Source organism: Leifsonia sp. 2MCAF36, from assembly GCF_052115525.1.
Classification (GTDB): domain Bacteria; phylum Actinomycetota; class Actinomycetes; order Actinomycetales; family Microbacteriaceae; genus Leifsonia.
The window spans coordinates 613,713-629,738 of record NZ_JBFRGV010000001.1 but is presented as its reverse complement, the minus strand read 5'-3'; the positions used below and the strand labels follow the sequence as shown (position 1 = coordinate 629,738).

Genomic DNA, 16,026 nt, shown 5'->3' with positions numbered 1-16,026 from the left:
GATCACGGCCATGGACAACACGGGACGGGTGGCGACGGGTGACGCCGCCACCCGTCCGGCCGACGGCGGCTCGACCGGCTCGACCGACCAGGCGATCGCCGGCGTCGAGGAGCAGTTCACCCGGCTGTTCAATCAGGTCGGCATGGCGATGCGGGACCGCGCGTCCCACATCCACCCGGACCTGCAGCCCGGCGGCTACAAACTGCTCAGCACGATCGTGCGCAGCGGGCCGATCCACGCCGGAGATCTCGCGGCCATGCTCTACACCGACAAGAGCGTGATCAGTCGGCAGGTGAGAATCCTCGAAGACATGGGCTTCGTGGAGCGGCAGACCGACCCGACCGACCGGCGGGCGAGTTTCCTCGCCGCGACACCGGAGGCGATCGACAAGGTGAACGAGGTGCGGGCGGCCGATCAGGCGAATCTGTACCGCAGCCTGCGGCGCTGGGGCGAGGAGGACGTCCGGCGCCTCGCCGAGCTCCTGGAGCGGCTGAACGAGGTCGCGCGGTAGCCCGTCCTGGTGACGATCCAGCGGGACGCTGGTACTCTTCGACGGGTATGCCCCCCGCATCCGCCTCCCTCCGCCCCCGCGGCCGCCGACCGGCCGGCCGTCGTGCTGCCGTTCCGACGCAGCGGGTGCGCATCCGGTTGCCCAGGTCGAAGCGACGGCCGGTGCTGCCGCTGCATCACCGGATCGGGGTGACGCTCGCCGTGATCGGCCTGGTGTGCGGCTTCTCGATCGTGCCGACCGACGAGGCGCTCGCCTCGACGCTTCGCATCGCGCCCTCGACGACGCTCGCCCCCGGCGCTCCTGCCGAGCGGGTGCCGTCGCATGTCCCCGCGCAGGAGCTGCTGGTGGATGCGACGATCGCCGCTCCCGTCGTCAACCGGGAGAACCTGAGCGCGACCGACGGGCTCCAGACCCTCGCGCGCGTCGGGACCAATGAGGCCTGGGCGAAGCTCGTGCTGATGTTCGGCGGCTGGCCGGAGACCGACGCCAACGTCACCGTGATGCTGCGCTGGATGCGCCAGGAGAACGGTCCGCCGGACTGGTGGAACCGCAACAACCCGCTGAACAACGGCTACGGCTCGGGCGGCGGCGCGGGACTGGGCAGCTATCCCGACCTGGTCTCGGCGGCCGAGTACTGCGCCAAGAATCTGCAGCGCGGCTACCCGGACATCGTCGCGGGGCTCGAGGCCGGCACGTCCGCCGACACGACGGCCGCCGCCATCTGGGCGAGCCCGTGGGCGACGAGCCACTACGGCAACGGGACGCACTGGAGCACGCGTCCCGTCGACATCGTGCAGGCACCGGCGTCCGCCTGGGGATTCTGACCCTTCCGCCGGCCGAGTCGTGAGTCGTCGCGTCTACCCGGCGCGAGTTGCGACGTGATGTCGCAACTGGGTCAGGACTTGGCGAGCCAGCTGCGGAGGCGGTCCAGCGGCCAGGTGGTGATGATGCGGTCCGCGGGCACGCCGTTGGCGACAGCGCGCGCCGCGCCGTAGGCGAGGAAGTCCAGCTGGCCAGGCGCGTGCGCATCCGTGTCGATCGAGAAGAAGCAGCCCGCGTCGAGGGCGCGCTGGATGAGGTCGTCCGGCGGGTCCTGGCGCTCCGGCCGCGAGTTGATCTCGACCGCGACCTCGTTCTCGACGCACGCCGCGAACACGGCGTCCGCGTCGAACTCCGAGGGCGGACGCGTCCCGCGCGAGCCCTGCACGAGCCGGCCCGTGCAGTGGCCGAGCACGTTGGTGTGCGGGTCGCGGATGCCGCCGAGCATGCGCTTCGTCATGGTGCGCCGGTCGGAGCGGAGCTTCGAGTGGACGCTGCCGACCACCACATCCAGCCGGCTGAGCAGGTCGGGCGTCTGGTCGAGTGTGCCGTCCTCGAGGATGTCGACCTCGATGCCCGTCAGCAGCGTGACGGATCCCGTGTCCAGGTCGCCGATGATCTCGAGCTGCTCCTCGAGCCGTTCGGCGCTGAGGCCGCTGGCGACGGTGAGCGTCGGCGAGTGGTCGGTGATCGCCTGGTACTCGCGGTCCAGCGTGGCGGCCGCCGCAGCCATCACCTCGATGGGTACCGTGCCGTCCGACCACTCCGTGTGGCTGTGCAGGTCGCCGCGCAGCTGGGCGAGCAGCTCCGAGCCGCCGGTGTCGAGCGGCGCAGTGTTGCGTTCCCGGAGGTCGGCCAGGTAGGTGGGGACCTCTCCGTCGACCGCCTGGGCGATCACCTGGAAGGTGCGATCGCCGATCCCCTTGGTCCGCTTGAGCCGGCCGTCCGCCACGCGCGCGGCCAGCTCGTCCTGGCCGATCCCGTCGATCGTCGCGGCGGCACGGCGGAACGCCTGCACCTTGAACGTCGGGGCGAGCTCGCGCTCCAGCCAGAAGGCGATCTCGTTCAGCGCGTCGACGGCATCCATGCGCCCCATGCTCCCACCGTGTCGGTGGTAGCCGGTACCGTCGCGGCATGGCGAGAATCATCTTCGATACCGCAGCGACCATCAACGGGTGGATCGCGGACGAGCACGACTCGCTGGCCTGGCTGTTCGCGGTGCCCGGCGGCGACACTCCGGATCCGGGGCTGCTGCCGGCAGATGCGGCCGTGATGGTGGAGGGGCGCACCACGTACGAGTGGGTGCTGCGCGAGTCCGACATCCTGGCGCACCCGGAGAAATGGCAGGAGTTCCACGGCACCCGGCCGACGTTCGTCTTCACGCACCGCGAGCTGCCGGTGCCGGAGGGCGCCGACATCCGGTTCGTATCGGGGTCGGTTCAGGATGCGCTGCCCGCCATTTGCGAGGCCGCCGGCGACGGCGACATCTGGGTGGTCGGCGGTGGCGACCTCGCCGGGCAGTTCTTCGACGCTGGCGCGCTAGACGAGCTGGCGCTCTCGATCGCGCCCGCCGCACTCACCGGGGGCGCCCCGCTGTTCCCCCGGACGGTGGGGCCCGATCGGCTCCGCCTCGAGTCGGCGACCGCAATCGGCCAGTTCGCCCGGCTCCGGTACAGCGTGGTCTCCAGCGGCACTTCGTCCTGAGATAACGTGGGTCGCGCTCGACGGAGGGAATCGACATGACGGCCACGGCAGACAGTCACGACGTGATCCGCGTGCAGGGTGCGCGCGAGAACAACCTCAAAGAGGTGAACCTCGAGCTCCCGAAACGGCGGCTCACGGTATTCACCGGAGTGTCCGGCTCGGGCAAGAGTTCGCTCGTGTTCGGCACGATCGCCGCCGAGTCGCAGCGGATGATCAACGAGACGTACAGCGCGTTCGTGCAGGGATTCATGCCGTCGCTCGCGCGTCCGGACGTCGACGTGCTCGAAGGGCTCACGACCGCGATCATCGTCGACCAGGAGCGGATGGGCGCGAACGCGCGCTCCACGGTCGGCACGGTGACGGACGCGAACGCGATGCTGCGCATCCTGTTCAGCCGGCTGGGGCAGCCCCACATCGGGTCGCCGCAGGCGTACTCCTTCAACATCCCCTCGGTGAGCGGCAAGGGTGCGATCACGGTCGGCGGCAAGACCGAGGTCCGCGAGTTCGCGCAGCTGGGCGGAATGTGTCCGCGCTGCGAGGGCATGGGGTCGGTGAGCGACATCGACCTGAGGCAGCTGTTCGACGACAGCAAGTCGCTCGCTGAAGGCGCCATCATGGTTCCCGGCTTCACGGTGGACGGCTGGTCGGTACGCATCTTCAGCGAGTCCGGCTTCTTCGACCGGGACAAGCCGATCCGCGACTACAGCGAGACCGAGCGGAACGATTTCCTGTACCGCGAGCCGACCAAGGTCAAGATCAACGGGATCAACCTGACGTTCGAAGGCCTGATCCCCAAGGTGCAGAAGTCGATGCTGTCGAAGGATGTGGACGCGATGCAGCCGCACATCCGGGCCTTCGTGGAGCGAGCGGTCACCTTCGCCCCGTGTCCCGAGTGCGGCGGGACGCGGCTGAACGAGGGCGCGCGCTCATCCACGATCCAGGGGATCAGCATCGCCGACGCGTGCGCGATGCAGATCACCGATCTCTCCGACTGGGTGCGCTCGCTGAACGAGCCCTCTGTCGCGCCGCTCCTGAAGAACCTGCAGCACCTCCTCGACTCATTCGTCGACATCGGCCTCGGCTACCTCTCCCTCGACCGCCCGTCGGGCACGCTCTCGGGCGGGGAGGCCCAGCGCACGAAGATGATCCGGCACCTCGGGTCGTCGCTCACCGACATCACCTACGTCTTCGATGAGCCGACCGTCGGATTGCATCCGCACGACATTCAGCGGATGAACGAGCTGCTGCAGCAGCTGCGCGACAAGGGCAACACCGTGCTCGTCGTCGAGCACAAGCCGGAGGCGATCGCGATCGCCGACCACGTCGTCGACCTGGGGCCTCGGGCAGGTTCGGAGGGCGGCCAGGTCGTCTTCGAGGGGACCGTCGACGCGCTGCGGGCCAGCGGGACGCTCACGGGCCGTCACCTGGACGACCGTGCGCGACTGAAGGACTCGGTGCGGACGCCGAACGGGGCGCTGGAGGTGCGCGGCGCCATCGAGCACAACCTGCAGGGGGTGGATGTCGACATCCCGCTCGGCGTGCTCGTGGTGGTGACCGGGGTGGCGGGTTCGGGCAAGAGCTCGCTCATCCACGGGTCGGTCGCTCCACGCGACGGCGTCGTGGCCGTCGACCAGGGCGCGATCCGCGGTTCCCGGCGCAGCAACCCGGCGACCTACACCGGGATGCTCGAACCGATCCGCAAGGCGTTCGCCAAGGCCAACGGGGTGAAGCCGGCGCTGTTCAGCGCCAACTCCGAGGGGGCATGCCCGAACTGCAACGGCGCGGGCGTCATCTACACCGACCTCGGCGTCATGGCCGGCGTCTCGACGGTCTGCGAGGTGTGCGAGGGGCGGCGCTTCGACCAGTCGGTGCTCGAGTACACGCTCGGCGGTCGCGACATCAGTCAGGTGCTCGCGATGCCGGTGTCGGAGGCGGAACGGTTCTTCGCCGAGGGCGAGGCGAAACTGCCCGCCGCCCACGCCATCCTGAAGCGGCTGTCGGATGTGGGGCTCGGCTACCTGACCATCGGCCAGCCGCTCACCACACTGTCGGGCGGGGAGCGTCAGCGGCTCAAACTGGCGACGCACATGGCGGAGAAGGGCGGCGTCTACGTGCTCGACGAGCCGACGACGGGTCTGCACCTCGCCGACGTCGAGCAGCTGCTCGGTCTGCTCGACCGGCTGGTCGACACCGGCAAGTCGGTCATCGTCATCGAGCACCACCAGGCCGTGATGGCGCACGCCGACTGGATCATCGACCTCGGGCCGGGGGCAGGCCACGACGGCGGCCGCCTGGTGTTCGAAGGCACACCGGCCGACCTGGTCGCCGACCGCTCGACGCTCACTGGCGAGCACCTCGCCCGCTACATCGGCGCCTGATTCGCACTCAGCGCCGCAGCTCGGCGTCGTCCATGCCGGACGTTGTCACGCCTTCTGCAGCCCAGCGGCCGAGATGACCGCGTCGCGGAACCACGGCGTCAGTTGCTCCGCGGTGGGCCGAGCTTCCGGGGCGCTCGACGTCATGGCCAGGAGGATGCGCGTCCAGTCGTCGGGAAGGTTCGGCGGCACCGGCGGCTCATGCTCGAGCCGCGCCAGGGCCGCCTCGACCGCGTCGCCCGGGTAGGTCACCGAGCGGGTGAAGCACTCCAGGAGGACCAGACCCAGCGAGTAGATATCGCTGGCGGAGGTGGCCGGCTGCCGCCTCGCCTGCTCCGGGCTCAGGTAGGCGGCCGTGCCGGTCGTCTTCCCCTCGTCGGGCTGCGACGGCGCGCCCGCGATGCCGCTCGCGATGCCGAAGTCGGTCAGCCGGGCACGCGCGCGGAACGTCGTGGTGCCGTAGGAGACCAGCATGATGTTCGACGGCTTGATGTCGCGGTGGACGACACCGTTCGCATGCACGTACTCGAGCGCCTCCGAGACGTCGTAGGCGATCTCCGCGATCTCCTCCAGGGTCAGCTCACGCTGCCCCAGGATGGCGGCCAGGTCGGTCCCCGAGACCAGCTCCATGATGAGGAACGGCCGCGGGTCCTTCGGCGACGTGTAGTCGATGCCCGCGTCGATGAGCGACACGATTCCGTGGTGGCTGAGGCGCGCCAGCGCCGCCTGCTCGGTGCGGTACTGAGCCATCTCCTCCTCGCCGCCGGAACGGTAGAGCTTGATGGCGACCTCGCGGCCGAGCAGCTCGTCCGTCGCGCGGAAGATGCTGGCCTCGCCGCCGCGGCCGATGACGTTCTGCGGGCGGTATCGCCCGAGCAGCGCCGGGATGGTGGACTCGGTCATCAGCTGTTCCGTGACCTCAGCAGGGCGAACGACGACTCGCCCAGGATGACGCTCTCGCCGTCACCGAGGTTCAACTCGGGGTCGCTGGAGAGCTCCAGCTCCCAGTCGGCGCCCGCCGCCTCGGGCAGGACGAACTCCACGCCGTTCCCGGCGGCGTTCAGCATCAGCAGGAACGAGTCCGTGCCCTCGTGGCGCAGCTCGAAGGCGATGGTCCGCGCCTCCGGGTCGCCCCAGTCCTCGTCCGCGAAGGGCTCGCCGTCCGCGCGCAGGATGCAGACCACGTCGGGGCCGCCCACATCGGGAGCGTGGCGGTACCAGACCGGACGGAGCGCGGGCTCGGTGCGGCGCAGGTGGATCAGCTTCGAGGTGAACTCGTGCAGGTCCCAGTCGGCGTTCTGCCAGTCGAACCACGAGATCTCGTTGTCCTGGCAGTAGGCGTTGTTGTTGCCCTGCTGGGTGCGGCCGATCTCATCCCCGCCCAGGATCATCGGAACGCCCGCCGAGAGGAGCAGCGTGGCCAGGAAGTTCTTCCGCTGCCGGACGCGGAAGGCAGTGAGCCCAAAGTCGTCGGTCGGTCCCTCGACGCCGTAGTTGCTCGAGCGGTTGTCGGACTCACCGTCGCGGTTGTCCTCGCCGTTCGCCTCGTTGTGCTTCTCGTTGTAGCTGGTCAGGTCGGCGAGGGTGAAGCCGTCGTGGGCGGTGACGAAGTTGACGCTCGATACGGGTGCGCGTCGAGAGTCTTCGTAGATGTCCGGGCTGCCGAGCACACGCTGCGAGAGGGTCGACAGCACGCCGGGAGTCCCCCGCCAAAAGTCGCGGACGTCGTCACGGAACTTCCCGTTCCACTCGGCCCAGTCCGCGGGGAACCCGCCGAGCTGGTAGCCGGCGACATCCCACGGCTCGGCGATCAGCTTCACCTGGGCGAGCGTCGGGTCCTGCTGGATCAGGGTCAGGAACGCGCTGTGCAGGCTGGCGTCTCCGCCCTGCCGGGTCAGCGTGGTCGCCAGGTCGAATCGGAAGCCGTCGATGTGCATGTCCTCGACCCAGTAGCGCAGCGAGTCCATGATCACCTGCAGGGCCGCGGGGTGGCTCACGTTGAAGCTGTTGCCTGTGCCGGTGGTGTCGAAGTAGTGGGCGCCGTCACCGTCGACCAGCCGGTAGTACGACGGGTTGTCGATTCCCTTGAAGCTGTAGGTGGGACCCATGTCGTTGCCCTCGGCGGTGTGGTTGTAGACCACGTCCAGGATGACCTCGATGCCGGCCGCGTGCAGCGCCTTCACCATGCCCTTGAACTCGTCGACCTGGTGGCCGGTGTCGCCGGTGGCGGCGTACTCGTTGTGCGGCGCGAAGAAGCCGATGGAGTTGTAGCCCCAGTAGTTGCGCAGCCCCTTCTCCTTCAGGTGCGCATCCTGCACGAACTGGTGGATGGGCAGCAGCTCGACCGCGGTCACGCCCAGGTTCTTGAGGTATTCGACGGCCGCGGGATGCGCGAGACCGGCGTAGGTGCCGCGGAACTCCTCGGGCACCCACTCCATCAGCTTCGTGAACCCCTTCACGTGGACCTCGTAGATGATGGTCTCGCTGAGCGGCGTGTGCGGACGCTCGTGGTCGCCCCAGTCGAACTCCTGGCGGTCGATTGCGACGCCCAGGGCGACGTGCCTGGCGCCGTTGGTGTCGCTGCGGCGCTTCGGCCGGCCGAGCTGGTGGCCGAAGACGGCCTGCGTGTTGTCCCAGGATCCCGTGACGGCGCGGGCGTGCGGGGGGAGCAGCACCTTCGCGGGCGAGAACCGCAAGCCGTTGGCCGGATCCCACGGGCCGTCGACCCGGAGCCCGTACCGGGTGCCAGGGACCAGCCCGGGGACGAACCCGTGGAAGACGTGACCGGTGCGCTCCGGCAGCACGGTCTGCGACTCGCGCCCGCGCCCGTCGAAGAGCGAGACGATGACCTTGTCCGCGCGCTCGCTGTAGACGGCGACGTTCGCGCCGCCGTCCTGCAGGGTGATCCCCAGCGGGTACGGCGTCGAGCCGGCGGTCATCGGTCTGCTCCGTCGCGGACTCGGCTACCGCTGGGGCAGCAATACAGGGGACAGGGCAGGGACACGGTGTCTCCGATCGGCGTTAGACCGCCACGATACCTGCGACGCGCCGTGTCCCTCCAGGCATTGACACGGACCGGCCGGGACGTTAAGCCCGCTGTGGGATTGATTTTCGGTGTCAATAGTGACACCATACATTGTTCAAGACGCCGTGGAGCGGTGATCCTGGGTCAACATCCAGAACGACCACGGACGCGCGAAGCGGTATCAAGTAATCCAGGTTCTGCAGGCGATCGATCGATGGGAGAGTGAGCGACGATGACAGACTTCACGCACTACACGTATCGGGTTCTCTGGTCGGCCGAAGACCGCGAGTTCGTCGGCCAGGTTGCGGAGTTCCCATCGCTTTCCTGGCTGGCACCGACGCAATCGGAGGCGCTGCGTGGCGTTGTGCAGCTCGTGGAGGACGTAGTGGAAGACATGGACCGGGCGGGGGAGCCCATCCCGGAACCCTTCGCCGAACGCCCGTACAGCGGTGAGTTCAAGGTCCGCATCCCGCCGGAGCTCCACCGCAGGCTGGCAATAAGGGCGGCAGAGGAGCACGTCAGTCTCAACCGTCTCGTCAGTTCGCGCCTGGCGTCCTGACCGCTTACGGACCCCTCCAGGACGTTAGACGCGCGGCCTGAACCAGGCGGAGAGCGCGCGGGCGATGTCCCCGATGTCCTCGATCTCTCCGGCCGCCACGGCCAGGATGAAATCGAACATCGCGTCCTCCTCGTACTGCTCTTCGAAGCCGTTCATCGTGAAGAACAGGACGCAGACCACCCAGCCGGTGCGCTTGTTGCCGTCGAGCAGCGCGTGATTCCGCACCATCGAGTGCAGGAGAGCAGCGCCTTTGGCGTAGATATCCGGGTACGCATCCCGGCCGAACAGGGTTGCGGCGGGCCTTTCGAGCGCTGATTGAAGCAGAACCATGTCGCGAATGTACGTAATCGGCTCGCCGCCGTGGACGGCGCGGATCACGAGGAGAGACTCCTCGAGCGTCACAAAACGGACGCTCACGCGTCGCGGAGGCGCTCGAGCAGACCCGCGTTCTGGGAGACGACGCGATCGATCATTTGCTGCGTAGCACGGTCGTGGGCGGCGATGTACGCGTCCACGGCATCGAGGACCGTCGCGGTGAAGTTGCTGTGCGTGTCGTCAGCTATTGCGGCCAGCGCCTCCACCTGGTCCTCGCGGAAGGAGATGAGCTTCTTGCTGCGCTGGGGCAGCGTTACCTGTGCCATGAAACCCTCCTTATATACCCGAACGATTCAAGTATATACGCGAGAGACGCGGACTGCCTGGTCGAAGGCGGCGACCGCGTCGGCGGGAGCGTCGCCGAGGCCGGTTCCGGAGAGGCTGACCTCCACCAGCAGGCCGCCGCGCGCGAAGCGGAAGACGCCGTCGGCGTAGGCGACGTCCGTCGCCGGCACGTCGAGCGGCATGGTGCGGCGTAGCGCGGTGAGCGTCCGGTACCACTCCAGCATGCGGGCGCTCGCGGGCCTATCGAGCTCCGACCAGTCCAGTTTCGACCGTTGGAACGTCTCCGGGTCCTGCGGGTCCGGCACCACGTCCGGGTCCCAGCCCATTTTCGCGAACTCCGCGATGCGGCCCTCCGCCGTCGCCTTGCCCAGGTCCGGCTCGGGGTGCGAGGTGAAGAACTGCCAGGGTGTCGTGGCCGCCCACTCCTCGCCCATGAACAGCATCGGCGTGAACGGCCCGAGCAGGGTGAGCGCCGCGGCGGCCGCCAGCCGGCCCGGGTCGAGGGTCGCGGTCAGGCGGTCACCCTCCGCCCGGTTCCCGATCTGGTCGTGATCCTGACTGAACGCCACGAGCCGCCGGAACGGGATGTCGGGGTCGAGCGGGCGACCGTGGTGCCGCTCGCGGAAGCTCGACCAGGTGCCGTCGTGGAAGAACCCGCGCTCGAAAACCCGGACCAGCGCCGACGGGTCCGCGAAGTCGGCGTAGTAGCCGGTGTCCTCGCCGGTCAGGTTGGCGTGGATGCTGTGGTGCACGTCGTCGTCCCATTGCGCGTGCAGCCCGAAGCCGTGGTGCGAGCGCCGGCGGATCAGCTTGGGGTCGTTGAGGTCGCTCTCCGCGATGAGCGTCCGGGGACGCCCGGTCTCGCCGGCCAGCTCGTCGGCGAGCACCGCGAGCTCCTCGAGCAGGTGGGTGGCGCCGTGATCCTGCAGAGCGTGCACGGCGTCCAGGCGCAGCCCATCGACGTGCATCTCACGAAGCCAGTACTCCGCGTTGTCGAGGATGTAGCGCCGCACTTCGTCGGACAGCGGACCGTCGAGGTTGACGTTGACGCCCCAGGTGCTCGCGCCCTGGCCCAGGTACGGGCCGAACTTCGGCAGGTAGTTGCCGCTCGGTCCCAGGTGGTTGTAGACGACGTCCTGGATGACGGCCAGCCCGCGCTGGTGGCACGCCTCGACGAAGCGCTGATACGCCGCCGGCCCGCCGTACTGCTCCTGTACGGCGTACCAGAGGACGCCGTCGTAGCCCCAGTTGTGCGTGCCGTTGAACGCGTTCACGGGCAGCACTTCGACGGCGTCGACGCCCAGCTCGACCAGGTGGTCGAGGCGCTCGACCGCCGCGTCGAGCGTCCCCTCGGGGGTGAAGGTGCCGATGTGGAGTTCGTAGATCAGTGTGCCGGTCAGGTCGCGGCCCTCCCACGCGCCGTCCGACCACTGGTGCGCCCGGGGGTCGAACTCGCGGCTCAACTCGTGGACGCCGTGCGGCTGGCGCAGCGAGCGCGGGTCCGGGAAGGGGCCCTCGCCGTCGACGAGGAAGCCGTAGTCGACGGGTTCGTCCGGCAACCCGGGGGACTCGGCGAGCTGCCACCAGCCACCGGTCGGGTCCTCGTCGGTGGCCGGCACCGGCGCGAGCGGGAAGGTTCCGAGGGCGCCGATCACCACATCCACTGCGCGGGCCGTCGGCGCCCAGACGGGAACGCGGCGCTCACCCCAGCCGACGGTCATCGGATCACCGCCAGCAGTGCGACGGGGTACCGCTCGAACAGGGTCGCGAGTGACACCCGCCCGCGGTGCTCGCTGCCGGTCAGTTCGTCGCGCATGGGTTCCTCCCCGATGTCGATCGTGGTGTCCGCCCATCCACCTGTGGCGGACAGGCCGACAGGCAGGCGGGTCGCCAGCGCGATCGCGCCGCCGCGGTCGAACCCGATCAGGTGGCCGGCGCGCGAGCCCTCGGCGTAGACGGGGCGATAGCCGGTGAACAGCTCGGGTCGGTCGCGCAGCAGGCGGAGCGCCCGGGAGGTGACCAGCACTTTGGCGGCGCCCGACGAGTCGATGTCGGGACGCCATCCCTCATCGATGTGCGCCAGCAGTCCGGCCGACACGTCGAACTCGACGGGACGCCGATTGTCCGGGTCGACGAGCGACCGCTCCCACCGCTCGGACCCTTGGTAGACGTCCGGCCGGCCGGGTGCCATCAGCTGGAGCAGCTTGGCGCCGAGGCCGTTGCTCGCGCCGGGAGCCTCGATCACCGCGGAGAGGGCCTCCACCTCGGCGCGCACCCTCTCATCGTCGAACGCCGCATCGATCGCGGTGGCCATGCGGGCCTCGAACTGCTCGTCCGGGTCCGTCCAGGCGGTGGATGCGCCCGCCTCGCGCGCCGCCTTCAGCGCGTAGTCCTGCAGGCGCTCGCGAGATGCCGGCCATGCGCCGACGACCGCCTGCCACAGCAGGCTCTCCAGCGAACCGTCGCCGAAACCGACGCGTTCGCGCACCGTTCGGAGGAACCGCTCGAAGCGTCCGGGCAGCTCAGCCAGTACCGCAATGCGGGCGCGGGTGTCCTCCCCGCGCTTGGTGTCGTGGGTGGAGAGGACGGTCATCGACTCGGGGAGGCGCCGCTGGCGGTCCTCCTGTCGCCGGTGGAACTCCTCCGGGGAGAGGGCGAACTCGGAGGGGTCGCCGCCGACTTCCGTGAGGGAGGTGAGCCGGGTGTACCGATAGAAGGCGTTGTCCTCGACGCCCTTTGCCATGATCGCCCCCGTGGCCTGCTCGAACCGGTCGCCGAGGCGGTCGGCGATGCGGGCGATCGCGGGAGCGAGATCCGGCCGGGATTCGGCGGCGGCGAGGCGCGCCTCCTCCAGGTGCTCGGCGCCGAACGGCAGGTAGCTCCGGTACACCGGGAACCACGCCGCCAGCTCGGCGACCGCATCCGCCGTCTCCTCGTCGGTGCCTTCGCCCAGCTCGCGGACCACGCGCAGCACCTCGGAGCGGAGGATGCTGTCGGCGACGGCGCGCTTGCGGCGATGAACCAACTCGACCCAGTCCTGGCTCTCCTCCCGCTCGTCCAGCTGGCCGGCCAGCGCGGTGAGCGGACCCTCGCCGGACGGGTCGACGAAGACCCGGTCGATGGTGCCGAGGGCGTCGTAGCCGGTCGTGCCCTGCACGGGCCAGTCGGGCATCCGCTCGTCGCCCTCGATGATCTTCTCGACCCAGATCGGTGCGTCGCCGGCGAGGGCGCGGAGGCGCTCCAGGTACGGACTGGGGTCCCGCAGTCCGTCGGGATGGTCCACCCGGAGGCCGTCCGCCAGACCTTCGCTCAGCCAGCGGCCGATCTCCCGGTGCGTGTCGTCGAAGACCTGCTGATCCTCGACGCGGAGGCCGGCGAGCGTGTTCACGGCGAAGAAGCGGCGGTAGTTCAACTCGGCGTCGGCGCGGCGCCACGACATCAGCTCGTAGTGCTGGCGGGCGTGCACCTCGCGCGGCGTTCCCTCCTCAGTGCCGGGAGCGATCGGGAAGCGGTGGTCGTAGTAGCGGAGCTCGCCGCCCTCGACACGGAGGGCGTCCTCCTCATCGGGGCCGTCGCCGAGGACCGGGAGGCGCAGCCGTCCGCGGCCGAACTCCCAGTCGATGTCGAAGTAGGAGGCATAGCGCGACTCCGTGCCGAAGGTGAGGAGGTCCCACCACCACGCGTTGACCGCGGGCGTCGCCACTCCCATGTGGTTGGGAACGATGTCGACCAGCACCTTCAGCCCGCGGGTGTGGGCGGCGTCCGCGAACTCCCGAAAGGCTTCGGGTCCACCGCGGGAGGCGTCGACACGGCTGTGGTCGACGACGTCGTAACCGTGCATCGAGCCGGGCTCGGCCTCGAGCAGCGGCGAGAGATAGACCCAGTCGGCGCCGAGGCGTTGGATGTGGTCGAGCACCTGCGTCGCGTCGCGCAGAGTGAAGGTGGGGGAGATCTGAAGGCGGTAGGTGCTCACAGCGTTCATTCTGAACGAGGCACGAATGCGCGAGTAGGCCTTGCATTCCGAAGCCGGTCTTATTGCTAGACAGGCGAGTTATATGGTTAGACTAAATAAATGACTACAGCACGTGCGGCCGCCGACACCCAGGAGCGATCGTAAATGGGAGTGCTGAGCTACGGCGGCACGGACTATGTCCTCGATGATCGGCTGCTGGCCCACCTCCAGATCGTGATCACCACCAAGCTGCGACGGCGGGAGAGCTTCGCCCTCAGCTGGGTTCCCGACGGCGACAGCGGGCGCGAAGCGATCTGGGTGGACAACGGGCTGCCGATCCGCTTCCGGTACCACGAGTCCGCCATCTCGCCGCTGAACCGCGAATGGTTGGAGGTGCTGATGGATGGCACGCACCGCCCGAACGGTCTGCTCGTCGCCCCAGAGCCCGCTCGGCAAACCGACCAGGCTCGGCGGCCCAGCGCAGCCTGAGCGTCTGGTGAATCCGGGCTCCGGAGGGCTAGACCGCCTGCCGCGACGGTGGGAACGTTTGTGGCGTATCGGACACGAAAGGGGACCTCATGGGACTCGACGACAAGATCGAGAACGCCGGCGAGAAGGCTGGGGGCAACGCCAAGGAAGCCGCAGGCAAGGCGACGGGAAACGAGCGCCTCGAAGCCGAGGGCAAGGGCGACCAGATGAAAGCCGACGTCAAGCAGGCAGGCGAGAAGGTCAAGGACGCCTTCAAAGACTGACCTCTGTATGAGCGAGGCCCCCGTGCGGCGAAGGCCGCGCGGGGGCTTCGTGGTGTCCGGCGGGCTCGCCAGCCATTCGAGAAAGATTCACCTTTTCTTCACCGGATCAGCGGAGTAGTTTCCGAATTATGGGAGACGGCATGGACCGCGCGCGAGCCCGGCGCAGGGAGTGGATCGGCGCCGTGCTCACCGCCCTGACGCTGGTCGCCACCATCGCGCTCGCCGTGGCCATCCCGACCCAGGGCGAGAACCCGAGCGCGTGGGGCGTCATCGTCTGCGGAGTGGTCACCGCCGCTCTGTGCGCGCAGCTGGCGCTCCGCAATCGGCGTCTGCTCCGGCACTATCGGGGCGATGACCTCGCCCCGCCGCCTCATGGACCGTCCCGGCAGGCGCGATCGCATCGCGCTGGGACGCATCAGACGCGGGCGAAGGCCGCCCGGTAGCGGGTGGGCGGAACCCCGACCTCGGCGTCGAAGTGGTGCCGCAGCAGCGTTGCGCTGCCGAAGCCGCACTGGCGCGCGACCTCGTCGATCGGGAGGTCGGTCGTCTCGAGCAGCAGGCGGGCGTGCAGGATGCGCTGGGTCGTCAGCCACTGCATCGGCGGGACGCCCGTTTCGGCCACGAATCGCCGCGAGAAGCTGCGGGTCGACATATGCACACGGTCGGCCAGGCTGCTCACCGTGTGGGCCTCATCCAATCGGTCGGTGAGCTCGTCGAGGAGTTCGCTGAACGTGTCGTCCTCGCAGTCGCTGACCGGCTTGTCGATGTACTGGCGCTGGCCGCCGTCGCGCTGCGGCGGGACCACCATGTTGCGCGCGATGGTGTTCGCGACGGCGCTGCCGAGCTCGCGTCGCACGAGGTGGAGGCTGGCGTCGATGCCGGCCGACGTGCCGGCGCTGGTGATGATGCGGCCGTCATCGACGAAGAGCACATCGGGGTCGACGCGTGCCTCGGGGAATCGTCGCTGCAGCTCGGCGGAGAAGCGCCAGTGCGTCGTGCAGTCGCGGCCGTCGAGCAGGCCCGCGGCACCGAGGGCGAACGCGCCGGAGCAGACGCTGAGGAGGATCGCGCCCCGGTCGTAGGCGCGGCGGAGCGCATCCAGGAACTCCTCCGGGTATTCGTCGCGGACGGTGGCGGCAGGAATGGCGATGAGGTCGGCGTCGTCCATCGCTTCGAGTCCGAACGGTGCCGTGAGCGTCACGCCGACCGCGCTGGTCACCGAGGATTCCGGGTGGATGGTGCACACGCGGAAGTCGAACGGCTCCAGCCCGGCATAGCTGCGGTCCAGCCCGAAGACTTCGCAGACCACCCCGAATTCGAACACGGCGAAGTCGTCGATGAGGGGGACCGCGACGGATCGGATCATGTCGCCCAGTGTAGTGGCCGTATCTTTGCGAAGATAGACCTAATGCCATCTCGTGTCCGGATCTTTACGTCCGTAACGTGAAGGTCATGGCGAACACGACATGGACACAGGGAATCGAACACGGCTGGGTCAGTCACCCGGTGCGGACCAACGGGGGAGAGCCGGTCGCCCGGCGGCGGTTCGTCCTCAGCGACTGGCTGCCCGCGGCGATCCTCGCGCGCGGCGGACACGTCGACCGCGAGACGGAGCGGGCGCTGGGCGACCTCCGCGCGGCGCACGGTGCGCGCGAGACCGGCCGCTGAG

General features: G+C 69.0%; 17 protein-coding genes. 9 read left to right on the top strand and 8 right to left on the bottom strand.

The genetic code is table 11. The features are described from left to right. Positions 1 to 10: 10 nt before the first annotated feature. On the top strand, positions 11 to 511 hold the full coding sequence (locus AB4079_RS02985) for a MarR family winged helix-turn-helix transcriptional regulator (RefSeq protein WP_441785787.1): 501 nt from the start codon (positions 11 to 13) through the stop codon (positions 509 to 511). A 47-nt stretch (positions 512 to 558) separates the two neighbouring features. Beyond that, entirely contained in the window at positions 559 to 1,335 is a 777-nt protein-coding gene (locus AB4079_RS02980) for a hypothetical protein (RefSeq protein WP_441785786.1), read from the top strand. A gap of 71 nt (positions 1,336 to 1,406) precedes the next feature. On the opposite strand, the gene AB4079_RS02975 is transcribed toward AB4079_RS02980, so the two are convergent. Then, positions 1,407 to 2,417, bottom strand: coding sequence for a PHP domain-containing protein (locus tag AB4079_RS02975; RefSeq protein WP_441785785.1), 1,011 nt, complete (start codon positions 2,415 to 2,417; stop codon positions 1,407 to 1,409). Positions 2,418 to 2,464: 47 nt separating this feature from the next. Between AB4079_RS02975 and AB4079_RS02970 the strand changes: the two genes are divergently transcribed. Next, positions 2,465 to 3,034 (top strand): dihydrofolate reductase family protein, encoded by a 570-nt coding sequence (locus AB4079_RS02970; protein WP_441785784.1) that lies wholly within the window; start codon positions 2,465 to 2,467, stop codon positions 3,032 to 3,034. 35 nt (positions 3,035 to 3,069) lie between these two features. Then, positions 3,070 to 5,412 carry an ATP-binding cassette domain-containing protein gene (locus AB4079_RS02965; RefSeq protein WP_441785783.1) on the top strand — a complete coding sequence of 781 codons (2,343 nt, stop codon included), beginning with the start codon at positions 3,070 to 3,072 and terminating at the stop codon, positions 5,410 to 5,412. 45 nt (positions 5,413 to 5,457) lie between these two features. Here the strand turns inward: AB4079_RS02965 and AB4079_RS02960 are convergent, their stop codons facing one another. After that, positions 5,458 to 6,312, bottom strand: coding sequence for a serine/threonine-protein kinase (locus AB4079_RS02960; protein ID WP_441785782.1), 855 nt, complete (start codon positions 6,310 to 6,312; stop codon positions 5,458 to 5,460). Then, positions 6,312 to 8,348 (bottom strand): glycogen debranching protein GlgX, encoded by a 2,037-nt coding sequence (gene glgX / locus AB4079_RS02955; RefSeq protein ID WP_441785781.1) that lies wholly within the window; start codon positions 8,346 to 8,348, stop codon positions 6,312 to 6,314. The genes AB4079_RS02960 and glgX overlap by 1 nt, the downstream gene beginning before the upstream one ends. A gap of 318 nt (positions 8,349 to 8,666) precedes the next feature. Here glgX and AB4079_RS02950 point away from each other — a divergent pair, with 318 nt between their 5' ends. Beyond that, entirely contained in the window at positions 8,667 to 8,993 is a 327-nt protein-coding gene (locus tag AB4079_RS02950) for a type II toxin-antitoxin system HicB family antitoxin (RefSeq protein ID WP_441785780.1), read from the top strand. Between the two features lie 24 nt (positions 8,994 to 9,017). Here AB4079_RS02950 and AB4079_RS02945 read toward each other — a convergent pair whose 3' ends face one another. The 4 genes from AB4079_RS02945 to treY are packed head-to-tail and all read right to left on the bottom strand — an operon-like array spanning position 9,018 to position 13,635. Beyond that, positions 9,018 to 9,371 (bottom strand): type II toxin-antitoxin system death-on-curing family toxin, encoded by a 354-nt coding sequence (locus tag AB4079_RS02945; protein ID WP_441785779.1) that lies wholly within the window; start codon positions 9,369 to 9,371, stop codon positions 9,018 to 9,020. Positions 9,372 to 9,406: 35 nt separating this feature from the next. Continuing rightward, entirely contained in the window at positions 9,407 to 9,634 is a 228-nt protein-coding gene (locus AB4079_RS02940; RefSeq protein ID WP_441785778.1) for a hypothetical protein, read from the bottom strand. Between the two features lie 27 nt (positions 9,635 to 9,661). Beyond that, complete coding sequence (gene treZ / locus AB4079_RS02935; protein WP_441785777.1) at positions 9,662 to 11,374, bottom strand: malto-oligosyltrehalose trehalohydrolase; 1,713 nt, start codon at positions 11,372 to 11,374, stop codon at positions 9,662 to 9,664. Next, positions 11,371 to 13,635, bottom strand: coding sequence for a malto-oligosyltrehalose synthase (gene treY, locus AB4079_RS02930; protein WP_441785776.1), 2,265 nt, complete (start codon positions 13,633 to 13,635; stop codon positions 11,371 to 11,373). Before treY ends, treZ begins: the two co-directional genes overlap by 4 nt. A 135-nt stretch (positions 13,636 to 13,770) precedes the next feature. Here treY and AB4079_RS02925 point away from each other — a divergent pair, with 135 nt between their 5' ends. From AB4079_RS02925 to AB4079_RS02915, 3 genes are all read left to right on the top strand, one after another. Then, positions 13,771 to 14,094 (top strand): DUF7882 family protein, encoded by a 324-nt coding sequence (locus AB4079_RS02925; protein ID WP_441785775.1) that lies wholly within the window; start codon positions 13,771 to 13,773, stop codon positions 14,092 to 14,094. An 89-nt stretch (positions 14,095 to 14,183) separates the two neighbouring features. After that, positions 14,184 to 14,357, top strand: coding sequence for a CsbD family protein (locus AB4079_RS02920; RefSeq protein WP_441785774.1), 174 nt, complete (start codon positions 14,184 to 14,186; stop codon positions 14,355 to 14,357). A gap of 140 nt (positions 14,358 to 14,497) precedes the next feature. Beyond that, complete coding sequence (locus tag AB4079_RS02915; RefSeq protein WP_441785773.1) at positions 14,498 to 14,800, top strand: hypothetical protein; 303 nt, start codon at positions 14,498 to 14,500, stop codon at positions 14,798 to 14,800. Here the strand turns inward: AB4079_RS02915 and AB4079_RS02910 are convergent. Further along, positions 14,773 to 15,723, bottom strand: a complete 951-nt coding sequence (locus AB4079_RS02910; RefSeq protein WP_441785772.1) for a GlxA family transcriptional regulator — start codon at positions 15,721 to 15,723, stop codon at positions 14,773 to 14,775. The two genes, AB4079_RS02915 and AB4079_RS02910, sit on opposite strands and share 28 nt — an antisense overlap. A gap of 86 nt (positions 15,724 to 15,809) precedes the next feature. On the opposite strand from AB4079_RS02910, the gene AB4079_RS02905 reads away from it, so the two are divergent. Beyond that, positions 15,810 to 16,025: a hypothetical protein gene (locus AB4079_RS02905; protein WP_441785771.1), complete on the top strand. Its 216-nt coding sequence runs from the start codon at positions 15,810 to 15,812 to the stop codon at positions 16,023 to 16,025. Position 16,026 lies beyond the last annotated feature (1 nt).